The 13562-nt window shown below is 55.4% G+C and carries 14 protein-coding genes and 1 tRNA gene; 9 read left to right on the forward strand and 6 right to left on the reverse strand.

The features are described from left to right. The first annotated feature begins 171 nt into the window (after nt 1–171). On the forward strand, nt 172–1020 hold the full coding sequence (locus tag FDP25_RS10305; protein ID WP_154151389.1) for a ParB N-terminal domain-containing protein: 849 nt from the start codon (nt 172–174) through the stop codon (nt 1018–1020). A 132-nt stretch (nt 1021–1152) separates the two neighbouring features. On the opposite strand, the gene FDP25_RS10310 is transcribed toward FDP25_RS10305, so the two are convergent. After that, on the reverse strand, nt 1153–1527 hold the full coding sequence (locus tag FDP25_RS10310; protein ID WP_154151391.1) for a hypothetical protein: 375 nt from the start codon (nt 1525–1527) through the stop codon (nt 1153–1155). 210 nt (nt 1528–1737) lie between these two features. Between FDP25_RS10310 and FDP25_RS10315 the strand changes: the two genes are divergently transcribed. Together FDP25_RS10315 and FDP25_RS10320 are read left to right on the forward strand one after the other, a co-directional pair. After that, nucleotides 1738–2373, forward strand: a complete 636-nt coding sequence (locus FDP25_RS10315) for a recombinase family protein (RefSeq protein ID WP_154151393.1) — start codon at nt 1738–1740, stop codon at nt 2371–2373. Nucleotides 2374–2573: 200 nt separating this feature from the next. Next, nucleotides 2574–2798, forward strand: coding sequence for a hypothetical protein (locus tag FDP25_RS10320; RefSeq protein WP_154151395.1), 225 nt, complete (start codon nt 2574–2576; stop codon nt 2796–2798). 109 nt (nt 2799–2907) lie between these two features. Here FDP25_RS10320 and FDP25_RS10325 read toward each other — a convergent pair whose 3' ends face one another. The 5 genes from FDP25_RS10325 to FDP25_RS10345 form a co-directional block, all read right to left on the reverse strand. Then, nucleotides 2908–3402 carry a DUF4411 family protein gene (locus tag FDP25_RS10325; protein ID WP_154151397.1) on the reverse strand — a complete coding sequence of 165 codons (495 nt, stop codon included), beginning with the start codon at nt 3400–3402 and terminating at the stop codon, nt 2908–2910. Then, nucleotides 3402–4652, reverse strand: a complete 1251-nt coding sequence (locus FDP25_RS10330; RefSeq protein ID WP_154151400.1) for an ImmA/IrrE family metallo-endopeptidase — start codon at nt 4650–4652, stop codon at nt 3402–3404. The genes FDP25_RS10325 and FDP25_RS10330 overlap by 1 nt, the downstream gene beginning before the upstream one ends. Nucleotides 4653–5109: 457 nt before the next feature. Further along, nucleotides 5110–5667 (reverse strand): hypothetical protein, encoded by a 558-nt coding sequence (locus FDP25_RS10335; protein ID WP_154151402.1) that lies wholly within the window; start codon nt 5665–5667, stop codon nt 5110–5112. A 2-nt stretch (nt 5668–5669) separates the two neighbouring features. After that, nucleotides 5670–6257, reverse strand: coding sequence for a ComF family protein (locus tag FDP25_RS10340; RefSeq protein ID WP_154151403.1), 588 nt, complete (start codon nt 6255–6257; stop codon nt 5670–5672). A gap of 333 nt (nt 6258–6590) precedes the next feature. Beyond that, nucleotides 6591–6667 (reverse strand) — tRNA-Arg (locus tag FDP25_RS10345). A gap of 145 nt (nt 6668–6812) precedes the next feature. Between FDP25_RS10345 and FDP25_RS10350 the strand changes: the two genes are divergently transcribed. The 6 genes from FDP25_RS10350 (at nt 6813) to pnp (ending at nt 13321) form a co-directional block, all read left to right on the forward strand. After that, nucleotides 6813–7841, forward strand: coding sequence for a LacI family DNA-binding transcriptional regulator (locus FDP25_RS10350; protein ID WP_343032018.1), 1029 nt, complete (start codon nt 6813–6815; stop codon nt 7839–7841). A gap of 154 nt (nt 7842–7995) precedes the next feature. Beyond that, entirely contained in the window at nt 7996–8922 is a 927-nt protein-coding gene (locus FDP25_RS10355; protein ID WP_246175815.1) for a calcium-binding protein, read from the forward strand. 419 nt (nt 8923–9341) lie between these two features. Next, nucleotides 9342–9818, forward strand: coding sequence for a hypothetical protein (locus FDP25_RS10360; RefSeq protein WP_154151411.1), 477 nt, complete (start codon nt 9342–9344; stop codon nt 9816–9818). Between the two features lie 53 nt (nt 9819–9871). After that, nucleotides 9872–10237, forward strand: coding sequence for a curli-like amyloid fiber formation chaperone CsgH (csgH, locus tag FDP25_RS10365; RefSeq protein ID WP_154151413.1), 366 nt, complete (start codon nt 9872–9874; stop codon nt 10235–10237). Nucleotides 10238–10507: 270 nt separating this feature from the next. Continuing rightward, entirely contained in the window at nt 10508–10777 is a 270-nt protein-coding gene (rpsO, locus tag FDP25_RS10370) for a 30S ribosomal protein S15 (protein WP_154151414.1), read from the forward strand. 408 nt (nt 10778–11185) lie between these two features. Continuing rightward, on the forward strand, nt 11186–13321 hold the full coding sequence (pnp, locus tag FDP25_RS10375) for a polyribonucleotide nucleotidyltransferase (protein ID WP_154151415.1): 2136 nt from the start codon (nt 11186–11188) through the stop codon (nt 13319–13321). The last annotated feature ends 241 nt before the right edge of the window (nt 13322–13562 follow it).

Below are 13562 nucleotides of genomic sequence, written 5' to 3' on the forward strand. Positions count from 1 at the left end.
GGAGGATCGGTAGCTATAGCTCTTAAGCTCTAGCTTGTCCCTTTCGGCAGCTCGCAAAAGGCAGCTTGAGGGGTAGCATAGGCGGCGGCTTGGCTATGCAAGCCTTGGGGTGTGCAGGTGCATACCCGCGCGGACCAGTCATCCTGCAACGCGATCCAATGGAAACTACTGATGAACATGAAGAATAAGGGCCTGCCGCGCCCTACCAAGCGGCGTTTGAACATTTCCAGCATCCAGACAGACGAAGAGGCTTTCCAACCTCGTTTCGGTGAGCGAATGGAGAACCACGTAGCCGGTCTGAGCGACGTGCTTAGGCGTGGACATGAGCTTGACCCAATGAGTGTTTGGGAAGACCCCGATAACGGCACCATCATTGTCGCTGATGGTCATCACAGGCTGGAAGCTTACCGGCGCATCAAGCCAGACGCAAAGGTCGAAGTCCAAGTGTTTAGGTGTGACAAGCATATCGCCCAGATGCTCCCTGTTGCCGATAACGCGAAGAACCGTCTACCTCTCACGTACGATGAGAAAGCCAACTGGGCTTGGAAGAACGACACGGAACATGGCTTGTCGAAGAAGGGCATAGCTCAGTTGTGTGGGATATCTGAACGGACAGTTGCGACCCAACGGAGGGTCAGGAAGCAACTTGCTGGTGATGGCGATAGCTTGCCAGAGACCTGGAAAGAAGCGCTCCGCCTGTCGCAAGGCAGAGATCGAGGTGACTGGACTGATGATGAGAGGTTTCAGGCGATGGAGGCCGCAGTAGCTAGAGCCGATGAGCAAATTGGCGGCACGTTCACAAAACTCGGGCAAAGGTGGCCAGAGGCAACTGCAATGTTCATTGAACGATGTCTTGGGAAGAACACGCTTGAAAAAGTCGCAGATACTCTCGGCTGGGTTCCCATAACTGACAGGTCAGATGAAGCCATTGGATTGCTGGGAATGCGCATCGGCGAGGAGTTCTCTGAAGAGGAGGTGGACTGTATCGCTGCTATCGCAAAGGAAGGGCCAGCGTTCTGACCGCGAGAGCTTCGCATGGGACCCGCGACCAATTTTGCGACGAATATCTGAAGCGCTTACCATAATGGGGCGAAAACCTCCTAGTCCCCCAAAGGCAATTGAGTGGCAGGTCATCTGAAAAGAAGAGAAGGCTTACCACTCACAAGTACCGTAGTTCTGCGATGGAGACATCACACTGCCACCTAGGATCGTGTGCCTACTGTGAACGGCTTCTCCAGTGTCTGCGACCGTTGTCGTTTGAACGGCTCCGGAGTCGAGTGTCTCCAGAAAGGTTACCGCAAAGTCGCCACGAAGGACAGCAACAGGTGCAACGCCGTTGTTGCCTTTGATGAAGGCGTCACCAGAAACTGTATCGACTACGAAAGTCATGCCGAAATCTTGCGATGCGACGCCTTCGTCTGTCGCTTGACGAGGGAAGTCGCACACGAACTCTAGCGTATCAGCAGAGGCAGGACCTGCGATTAGCACTGCCAACGTTGAGACTATCGGCATCGAATATCGTTTCATGAATCCTCCGTTGTTTCCCGTATAGATTGCCAACCTTGTGAACACCGATCCTGCCATGTTTCAACCCTCATTGTAGCTCGAGCAGGGTGTCCGTTAGGATATAGTCTAACGTACAGTAAAACATCTGTCCGAATGGGTGTACGTAAGGCTTGACTAGAGTCTACGTACATCATACTCAACGTACAGAACCCAAACGGACAAGAGGGCACTATGACCAAGACCATCTTCTACGCGCGTGTTTCCACTGCAGACCAAACGCTTGACCACCAGAAAGCTCAGGCTGAAGCTGCAGGCTTCGAGATTGACGAGGTGATCGCAGATCATGGTGTGTCGGGTGTCAGCACCACGCTGCAGGAGCGGCCAGAGGGGCGGCGTCTGTACGACAAGCTGCGCCACGGTGACACGCTGGTGGTGCGCTGGGTGGACAGACTTGGCCGCAACTACCAAGACGTAACCGACACCATCCGCCACTTCATGAGGCAGGGGGGCGTGGTGAAGACGGTGATCAATGGCCTGACCTTCGACGGGGCCACACAAGACCCCATGCAGGAGGCCGTGAGAGATGCGCTGATAGCCTTCATGGCGGCAACGGCACAAGCGCAGGCGGAGGCCACGAAGGAAGCCCAGAAAGCTGGTATAGAGGCCGCACGGCAGGACAAGGTCAAGTACCGAGGGAAGAAGCCCAGCTATGACCGGAAGGCGCTGGGCATGGTCGTGGACATGTTGGGCAATGGGGCTGGTGCATCGGAGATCAGCAAGGCGACAGGGCTGACGCGGCAGACCGTGTTACGGATCAGGAAGGACCCGGCGGCGGCTGCGGGCGTCTTGGGTAGGTGGGGGATGTGATTACCTTTGGAGCTTATGTTTCCTGTCCTAGCTGCGGTTGCATTTGTGCTTAGTTGGCGCTGGTGCAGGCGATAAAGGTCTAAAGGGGACTTCGGTTTGTGGTCGGCAGCGGTATATTGAACCATACCAAAGCTGACCTTGCTCTTCGCCAAGACCGCGCATATTTTGACGGTGGAGCTGGTATCGAAGAGGGGCAGCTTATGAGTGAACTAACGCAGTACATCCAGTGTGATGTCGAGTTGAACGTATCGGGTCCAAGTCAAAAAACGGTCGCTGGTTGGACAGCGAATGCATTGCGCAAGATTGCGGATCAGTTGGAACAAGGTGGTTTTGAAGATGGCCACCATGACGTGGGCGATAATACCGGCCGGCCCATCGGGTCGGTATATTTCGATTTCTCTGAAGGATACCATGTTGAGGAATAATGATGGTCAATGACTTCAAGCCAATCTGGTGGCTAGGCATGAAATCAAATGCTTCGGCTCAGCTTGGCTGAAGCGGCCATCGGATGTCCCGCGCAGCGCGTCAGTGGGCTTATCTGCGCAGGTTGAAGTCGAGGGCGGAATACATATCCCAATCGGTACACCAGTTGACACCACAGTCATTGCAGGCGTCTGGTATCTTTCGGTTGCCCATACGCTTTTTTGGTGCAGATACTTCTTTCGTTACGATAACTCTTGAGGTGTCTGCCAAGCCATAGCTAACAATGAAGGCATCCCTGCCGATGTTTTCAAGTTGTCCGTCAGTGAAATCAGGGTGATCGCCTTCATACCCATGTTGCACTACGCGCTGAACCAATGCGGGGTCGGGGTCCTCCAATAGCAACAGTGCTTCCTTGGTGTGGTCGTCCCTTGCCCAGTCCCCCAGCGGATTGTCTCGTTCGCAAATTTCGTCATGAATTTCACGTGGCATCTTGATGTTGCCGGCTTCACCCATGTCTATCAGCCATTCCCAAAACTGTGGTATGCGGTCCAACGGATAATATAGGTTCTTTGCCGTGATTAGGACGTTAGCGTCTATAAGATACATCAGGACGCACCATTGAACAGATCGGACTTGTTCATCTTGGCTTCATAGCTACGGACCAAGGTTTCTACGCTGTTCGCTTTGGACCCTAAGAGCCGTGCAGCTTTGGTATAGGTCAGAGCGTTGGTGCGAACGCTGCGAGATACGATACCAAGTAGGGCGTCCCCAAGATTGTGCGCCAAAACCACGTTGCGGCTTGGGCCTTCCCCGTCCTTTTGCTTGCTCTTCTGTGCAGATAGTGCGGCTTGCCAGCGAGCGTGATAGACATTCCTGAGTGTGCTGTAGGCATTGGAAGTTAGATCGCCCATCCGGTACAGCTTGTAAGCCACCATTGGTCCGCTAACGGACCAACTATAGGATATGGCATCAATGATTTTTTCCGCAGCATCTGTGTCGTCTGGATCAAATTCGACGGCATCCGCTTTGAAATATTCAGTGGGCAAAAGGAACTCGCCAGCCACGTCATTGCAGAACTGCTCAATCTTTGCGGCTTGGTTGCTAGGGTTGCCAGTGTAGGCTTGCCCGCTGACACCTGTTGCTCCTAGCCAAATGTGTGCGAGTTCGTGCATCAACGTAAAGGATCGGGAGGTTTTGGCTTCTTTAGCATTGATCACTACGAACGGCGCAATTTCGTCCGCAATCGCAAAGCCACGAAAGACACTGGAGGGAATTGTAGAGTGGTAAGACCCCAAATCAGATAGCAACAGTACGAAGATACCAATGTCCTCAGCCGCAGCTCTTAGGGTCCTGAACAACTTGTCAGGTTCCCCGCGTCTCAGGCTCTTGTCTCGGTGTTCAAACCCCAAGGCCATGCTTAGAGAGGATGCTACTGTTGTCACGGGCGTGTCTATTGTCATGGAGCCGACGAATTTATGCTCCCAAAAATCCTCGTCGTCCAAAAGCAGGTCGCGCACGGCCTCTTGTCTGGCTTTAACGTCCCTCAGTAAGGCGTCCAGCATCGCGTTTTCGCGCTTGGTGCGGTCGTCAGGGGTTTGGCGGAAGTCTTGTCCGCGTTGTCCAGTGCGCGGCGGCTCCGCCATGTAGAAAGCCAAAAGAGGGCGTTTGTATAACTTAGCGAATTTGGCCAACTGAGTTCGGGTTGGTTGCTTTTCGCCTTCTTCCATTGCTGCCAAGTTCTCTGCGGCTGTTGCCTTAACTCCATCCTTGAACAATTTGGACGCAGCTTCGTCCAGCGCGAAACCTGCTGTTTCACGCGCCCAGATCAGGACAGCGGGGTTAACTTGGATGGTCATAGAGATGTAAGGCCGTTCCTCGTTTATTTTGTACTAGAAAACCTAGGCCAATTTGTAGACAGCGCCTAGTGTTCAGATGCCACACATAGCGACAGTTGATTAAACTTTTGACATCGCAGATCAAACTACTAGGCACGTTCAATGCACCAAGTTTTGCTTTGAGAATTTTGGGTTAGGTTCCTCGCATAGGCAGCCGATGACGGCAACCCGGCCTCTACAAATAAGGCGTCAATTCAAGAATTGCCCCTGATCCAAAGCTACTGACGGCTGGAAGTAGTGTTCGGCCTTTTCATGAGATACTTGAGCATCGCGTTAGCGTGGTACATGTTGACTGACACGCTTGTGTGGACCACATTATCTTTGTATCCTACTGAAAACGCGTGAGTTTCTGGAAATGAGATCGTATCCCTTCTTCGACCCCAGCTCGGCGTCTCCTGAGCTATTGAGCTGCTGACGATCACAATTGAAGACTGAACTGCTCGTTGGTGAGTGAGTTGAGAGCTTTGGAGAGGCCGATCTTTCGCTCAGCTTTGTCCTTTGCCGTTGGCGACATGGCTTTGATCAACTCAGCGATTTCTTGCGGCTCACTAATCATAGCGAAACGCTTCTCCTTATTGATGAATACCACTGATTTCTTTCCGCCGCGGATCAACTCAATCACGTTGTTCAGAGTTCCGGTGCTTTTGGTATCCCAAACCATCAAACCAAAGTCGGCGGCTTCGGCCATGCGCCTGTCTTTCGCCGTGTAGAAAGCACGGGTTCCCTCAGCGGCATCTGATTTCACACACTCCACACTCCAGTCGCCCAAGTTGTTGCGAGGCGTGGCCCCGCTGCAGTAGACGACTACATTTTTCACTCCGCGATCCGCCAGAAATCTCTGGATTGATGCGTCTGAGCCGGAGGCGTCGCCCACAACGATCTCAAGACCTGATTTGATAGCGTTATCGAGCCTCTCAAGAAACTTGGGATGCAAGTGCTTAATGCTCAATGATCCTGCTACAAACAACTTGCTCATGCTCACCTCCAAGTGCAGACCGCGACGTAGACCCGGTTTATCTTACTGTAGCCACGGAGGGCTTTCGTCGCTGCTTCCATGGTAGCGCCACTGTGATATAAGTCATCCACAATTAGGGCGTTCCAACAGCCTTTCTCAATGCCATCGTTCGCTGCGAGCTTCCCCTTCAAGACCTCTTGCTTCTCTTCTTTGGAGCGAAGGTCTTTCAGCTTCGCTGTTGGTTGGTAGCCTTCGTTCACGACAAGCACGTTGTCGAAAACTGGGATACCCGAGTGCTTGCTCAAAGCAGCACAAAGCTCGTCAACCGGCTGACGAAGTCGCGTGGTCGAAGCTGGCATCGGAAGCAGTAAGTGAACCTTGTCAAAAAGCGGCAAGACGCTTGAAACCAACTGTTGTGCGAGTGGATCAACCTGTGACCAATCACTTCGATACTTCAAATTAAACAGCGCTTCGCCCGCCTCGGAACGAGTAGTTTCAAAGACAGGATGCCCGTATTCGTTGTGGCCTACGCAGACACTGCTCAGAGTGTGTTTGTCGAGCGCGTAGCCTGCGTCCCATGGGCCATCCAACTGCCGGATGTTGACCTCCATAACCGCCTCACTTCAAATCTAGTTCCCAAGTATAAACCGTAATGAGCATCCAGAGGTTGTTTAGCAAGACCCCCTCAATGATTAGATTCAAAAATCGCGCTCAAAGAAAAACTGTCACAAAAGGTCGTCACGTTTGGCAAGATAGATCACAGATAAACTATTGAAATATATGGAATAAACTTCACTCAGCGCCTCCCTTCGTCGAACCCTTCGCTTCAGATTTGCCTATTGATTGAGGCACTGGCCCGTCTCCATACAAAACGCCACACATTTTGATCAGGAGCTTCTCCTCTTCACACGCCAAGAGTTTGATTTGAAACATAAATCTATAAGTGGCGACCCCGGCAGGATTCGAACCTGCAACCTGCCCCTTAGGAGGGGGCTGCTCTATCCAGTTGAGCCACGGGGCCGCGCAGCATCCTCCATACCGGGCCGAAAGCGCTTTGTCATGTCCCGAAATCGCGCAACCATGCGGCGCGGGCTGCGCGTGATCTGCTTGATCCTTCCGGGGCGTTTGCGATAACAGGGGTCAAAGGCCTTTCAGGACAATCAGCCGTGACCAACCCCGAAAACCGCCCCCTTACCCTGCGCGATGTCTCCGAGGCATCTGGCGTTTCGGAAATGACTGTCAGCCGCGTGTTGCGTAATCGTGGTGACGTATCAGACGCCACACGCAAGCGCGTTCTGGAGGCGGCGAAGCAACTGGGCTATGTTCCCAACAAGATCGCCGGGGCCCTGGCCAGCCAGCGGGTCAACCTCGTGGCCGTGATCATCCCCTCCATGTCCAACATGGTTTTTCCCGAAGTCATGACGGGGATCAGCCAGGTGTTGGAAGAAACCGACCTGCAACCCGTCGTGGGCCTGACCGACTACTTGCCGGAAAAAGAGGAAAAGGTGCTTTACGAGATGCTCTCGTGGCGCCCCTCCGGCGTGATCATCGCGGGGTTGGAACATTCCGACGCGTCGCGCGCCATGTTGCGCGCCTCGGGGATTCCCGTGGTCGAGATCATGGATACCGATGGTACGCCCGTCGACTCCGTGGTCGGTATCTCGCACCGCCGCGCCGGTCAGCAGATGGCCGAGGCCATTCTCAAGGGTGGTTACAAACGTATCGGGTTCCTTGGCACCAAGATGCCGCTCGATCACCGGGCCCGCAAACGGTTCGAGGGCTTCACCCAGGCGCTTGCAAAGGCGGGCGTGGAGATCGCGGATCATGAATTTTATTCCGGGGGGTCCGCTCTCGTCAAAGGCCGAGAGATGACCGAGGCCATACTCGCCCGCAGCCCCGATCTGGATTTCCTCTATTATTCCAACGACAAGATCGGCGCGGGCGGTTTGATCTATCTTTGGGAAAAGGGCGTCGACATTCCCAACCAGATCGGTCTGGCGGGGTTCAACGGGTTGAGCCTGCTCAAGGGGCTGCCGCTCGAACTGGCTTCGATGGATGCCTGTCGGCTTGAAATTGGTCGCCGTGCGGCCGAGATCATCGCCAAACGCGTGGAGGAAGATGCCGACACGCCTGAACCGTCGCACATCGCGCTGGAGCCCACGATTACCTACGGGGATACCCTGCGCCGACCCTGACATAAGGCCATTTTTTCGGTCTCGCGTCTTGCCTTCCATGACCAGATATTAACCATCTTCCGCAAATAACGTTGACCAGAACGGCCTCCTGTGACCGACTAATGGGGGGCCTTGTCATCATGGTACGAGAATGCTGTTTGTGGGATTAATGGGAATGTTGGCCGTCGGTGCGACGGCTTTCTATGGTTTTGATGCGCTTGTCGCAGATCCTGATGGCGAGGGGGCGGATGCTGTGCCCCAACCGGGGCAGGCACCGGAAACCGGCGCCCCCACGCATTTGGACATCTCGGCATTGGATGAGGGGGGCAGCGCAATTACCGAAGGTACGGATGGCGTGGACACCCTCTCAGGCAGTGAAGGCCTTGATCAGATCAACGGGTATGGCGGTGGCGATCATATCGACGGGTTTGAAGGCCGTGATGACCTTCACGGTGAGGCGGGGCAAGATACGCTTATCGGCTCCGAAGGCGAGGACACCCTGCATGGAGGTGATGGAGATGACGTCCTGTCCGGTGGGGCCGATGACGATACGCTTTTTGGCGGCAACCAAGATGATGTGCTTGATGGTGACCATGGCGATGACAGCCTTGTCGGAAGCGATGGCAACGATACCTTGAGTGGCGGTGCAGGGGACGACGCTCTGCATGGCGAACTGGGCCATGACAATCTGGCCGGTGGACCGGGGCAGGACACGCTTTTTGGCTCCAACGGCAACGACATTCTGAACGGCGCAGATGATCAGGATGCAGACTACCTAAACGGCGGCGCCGGGGAGGATACGATCGCTGCCGGAGCCGGTGATGTCGTCAATACAGGTGATGGCGCCGATACTGTCACTTTGAATGCGCGCTTGGCAAATGACCACCAGCCGCTGATTACAGATTTCTCGGCTGACGAAGATGGTCTTGCCGTGATTTTTGATGATTTTGCCGACCCAGATCCTGACGTCACGATTGAAGAAGACCCGGTTTCGGCCAATCGTATGTCCGTTCTGATAAACGGGAATGCGGTCGCGTCGCTTGATCGTTCCCCCGGCTTGACTTTGGACCATATCACGTTGATCCCGCAAAGTAGTCTATAGGGATCAAAGGCGACGCGGTTGATGAAACGCGCGTGCTGTCCTGACTCGTTTCAGGCGATCGAATGCAAAAATAAACTTACAGTTGTACGCTCTTGGGATTTGCTGGTCACCATTTGGACTTGTGGCAACCATTCGGGACTGTATCGAGTATCGGAACGATACGTTTCACAGCGGATGTTTTGGCGCCAAGCCGTCAACTATTCATCTGGCTTGCGTTAAGGCTGTGAATGGCGTGTAAGGCTTTGCAATAAAGTGTTTTTCCAAACTTCGTCCGGCCAATTTTCTACGAGCGTACGCTGGAGACGATCACCGTCGAAATCACCAACTTGCTTGACGGCTCCAGCACGGAGATTGTCTTGCCGGTTGTAGCGCAGGCGGTGGAATGAGCGTACAGATCACCCAGACCGGAAATTGATGTCATGCGCGGCCTGTCGATCACACTCCTCTCATGGGGCATGATGATCTTCTGGGACGGTGCGATCGCCCAGACACAAGAGGGGTTCGAGGCCACCAAAGATCCGGCCATCGTTGAACAGATTTCCCCGATCGCCCCTGATGAAGCCGGGGGACTCTCGATAGAAGATACAGCGCCGATCCTGGACGAGATATTCGCGATTTATGATGTCACATCGGTTGAGGATGAACTGACGGAGGATGAAGGGGCCGCAGGCGGCAATGCCCCGAATGAGACTGAGGCCGGCCAGACATCGCCCGAGGTTGCGCAACCTGAGACGGGTGACTGCGAAGCAGATGGGACTTTGTCGATGACTTTGGGCGCGGACTGTGCGCAGGGCACCATGCCAATCCAAGCCAAGAAGGCTGGGGCTTCCACGGGGCAGATCGTGACGCGTGACGATGGTGTGTACCTACAGGTGGCTCCCTCCGAGGCGCAATAGGCCCCCACCTGATAAACAATGCTCGAAGGCATTGCTGGATAATGGAGTATGAGATGAAGATCAGTCGACTATTATTCGCGCTCCTCGCGGCCTGGCCCTTTTCCGTGGCCTCTGATGAGGTTCCGCGTGCTTGGCTCGATATGTCCCAAAACGATGGGCTTGTTCAGATTGAGGTCTTCTCGAACCTTGAAAAGGGGGTAGGCGGAGAGTACCAGCTTGACGTCGTCAAGAGTGGCCCAAGCGGTAAATCCGTCAACAGGCAATCGGGTACGGTGCCCGTGTCCCAAGGTGAGGCCATGGGCCCCCTTTCGGTCTCGCGCGTCTCGCTTGAACCCGAGGCCAGTTTGAGCGTCACATTGAAGGTGACCGACAAGAACGGGTCTGTCTTCGAAGATGAGAAATCCCTGACCGGTCAGTGACCTTGCCGCGGGAAATGGGACCGCCGGTTTTTAGAATTGTGGGTGGTCACTCGAACCAACGCCTTTGATCAAGGCAGCGGGCTGGTGATGATCGGACGCGCCAAGCCATTCGTAAGCTGTTGGCGCGACTGTACATTCCCTCTTCCCTTTTGTGTGGGAATCTCTTATACGCCCCCATCGCTTGGATATATCCTTGCGACATCTCCATAGGACCCTGCTGGACGACATCCCGGCTTGTGCCCTCAACCCTTAATCTCAAAGGAGACCCCGATGTCGATCACAGTCGAAGAAAAAGCACGCCTGATGAAAGAATACGCAACCAAAGACGGCGACACCGGCTCGCCCGAAGTTCAGGTTGCCATTCTCACCTCGCGTATCTCCACGCTGACCGAGCACTTCAAGACCCATAAGAAAGACAACCACGGCCGCCGTGGTCTTCTGAAAATGGTCGCACAGCGCCGGAAGCTGCTGGACTACCTCAAAGGCAAAGATGAAGGCCGTTACCAGGACCTGATCAAACGCCTCGGCATCCGCCGCTAACAGGTTTCGATCCATCGGATCACGCAAGCGCCCGTTCGGTCCCCCGAGCGGGCGTTTTGCGTTCCCTGCGTTTCGTACGAAACGCGCGTACAAAACGTACGACTTGCCACCGCACGCCCCGTTAATCCGCAGGCCCGCCGACAGCGATACCGACGCAATACCGACGTTTTGCCGACGCGGCGCAGAGTGGCCCTTTCCCTTGCTTTGCAGGCTTAACGTCCGATTCGCGCGGCCTGCGCCGATCTATCCTTTCAAAACAGTCAAAACTCCTGTAATGCGCAGGCATCTGAGACGTGACGCTCTGACCCCGGCGCATGGAATGGTAGAGAGGGGTCGGCGGCAATGGGGCCGCCATTGAAACGGAAGACTTGGGATACGCCCAAGAGCGCTTCCAACTAGGATACGACGATGTTCAACGAAGTGAAAAAATCGATGCAGTGGGGGGAAGATACCCTCACTCTGGAAACGGGCAAGGTCGCCCGTCAGGCGGATGGCTCGGTCATCGCCACCCTTGGGGAAACCAGCGTCATGGCCAACGTGACCTTCGCCAAGGAACCCAAGCCCGGTCAGGATTTCTTTCCCCTGACAGTGCATTACCAAGAGAAATACTATGCTGCGGGTAAAGTGCCCGGCGGCTTCTTCAAACGTGAGGCCCGCCCCACCGAGAAGGAAACCCTCACCGCGCGCCTGATCGACCGCCCGATCCGCCCGCTCTTCGTGCCCGGCTTCAAGAACGAAGTTCTTGTTATGTGCACGGTCCTTAGCCACGATCTGGTCAACGACCCCGACATGGTCGCGATGATCGCGGCCTCGGCGGCCCTGACCATTTCCGGTGCACCCTTCATGGGCCCGATTGCCGGGTGCCGCGTGGGGTACGAGGATGGTGAATACATCCTGAACCCCGATGTCGAGGATATGCACGACCTGCGCAACAACCCCGATCAACGCCTCGATCTGGTGGTTGCCGGCACCAAAGACGCGGTGATGATGGTTGAGTCCGAGGCCTACGAGCTGACCGAAGACGAGATGCTGGGCGCCGTGACCTTCGCGCACGAGCAAATCCAGCCGGTGATCGACCTGATCATCAGCCTCGCCGAGGAATCCGCCAAGGAACCCTTCGATTTCACCCCGCCGGATTACTCCGAGCTTTACGAGGTGGTCAAAGGTCTGGGCGAAGAGAAGATGCGCAGCGCCTATGCCATCCTCGACAAGCAGGAACGTCAGGCCGCTGTTGGCGCCGCGAAAGAGGCTATTCTCGAAGGCCTGTCCGAAGAACAGCGTGAAGACGCTAACCTCGGCTCGGCCCTGAAGAAACTCGAAGCCGCCGTCCTGCGTGGCGACGTGGTGAAATCCGGCAAGCGCATCGACGGCCGCTCGCTGGACGAGGTGCGCCCGATCGTGTCGGAAACCGGCATCCTGCCGCGGACCCACGGTTCGGCCCTGTTCACCCGTGGCGAAACCCAGGGCCTCGTGGTCACCACCCTTGGCACCGGCGATGATGAACAGATCATCGATGCCCTGCACGGGAACTTCCGCTCGAACTTCCTGCTGCACTACAACTTCCCGCCCTACTCGGTCGGTGAAGCGGGTCGTGTGGGCCCTCCGGGCCGTCGTGAAATCGGTCACGGCAAACTGGCATGGCGTGCCCTACAGGCCGTTCTGCCGGCCGCAACCGACTTCCCCTACACCATCCGCGTGGTCTCCGAGATCACCGAGTCGAACGGCTCGTCCTCCATGGCCTCGGTCTGTGGTGGGTCGCTGTCGATGATGGACGCCGGTGTGCCGCTCAAGTCGGCCGTGGCCGGTGTGGCCATGGGCCTGGTTCTGGAAGACGACGGCGACTATGCCGTCCTGACCGACATCCTCGGTGACGAAGACCACCTTGGCGACATGGACTTCAAGGTGGCAGGCACCGAAGCCGGGATCACCTCGTTGCAGATGGATATCAAGGTCGCAGGCATCACGCCCGAGATCATGAAAAAGGCCCTCGCCCAGGCGAAAGAAGGCCGCCTTCACATCCTCGGCGAGATGTCCAAGGCCTTGACCGAAGCTGGTGATTTCAGCATCCACGCCCCTCGGATTGAGACCATGACCGTTCCGCAGGACAAGATCCGCGAAGTCATCGGTTCGGGTGGTAAGGTGATCCGCGAGATCGTGGAAACCTCGGGGGCCAAGGTCGACATTAACGACGATGGCATCATCAAGATCGCCAGCCCGAACAACGAGTCGATCCAAAAGGCCTACGACATGATCCATTCGATCGTGGCCGAGCCCGAGGAAGGCGCGATTTACAAGGGCAAAGTCGTCAAGATCGTCGACTTCGGCGCCTTCGTGAACTTCTTTGGAAAGCGCGACGGTCTGGTCCACGTCAGCCAGATCGAAAACCGCCGCCTGAACCATCCGTCGGATGTTCTCAAGGAAGGTCAGGAAGTCTGGGTCAAACTTCTGGGCTTCGACGATCGCGGCAAGGTGCGCCTGTCGATGAAGGTCGTCGACCAAGAGACCGGCGAAGAGGTCAAGAAGGAAGAGAAAGCCGACGACTGATCGGTCCCTTCTCTTATCCAAACAGAAGGCCCCGGCATGTGTCGGGGCCTTTTTGTATGCAGGGGGTAAGGCATCGCGGATTTTCCCCGTGAAGGTGAAGAGAGCGACTGCGATAATCCCGTCATTACGTTGTTTTTGGGTAGCGAGTGCAAACGTAACCAGTTGTTAGGGTTTTGTATGCAACGTGTGTTGAGGCAAGGGTGTCATCACTCACGTAAAATCGCCAATGGGTTCTTGCGAA

This window comes from Roseovarius bejariae (genome assembly GCF_009669325.1).
Lineage (GTDB): Bacteria > Pseudomonadota > Alphaproteobacteria > Rhodobacterales > Rhodobacteraceae > Roseovarius > Roseovarius bejariae.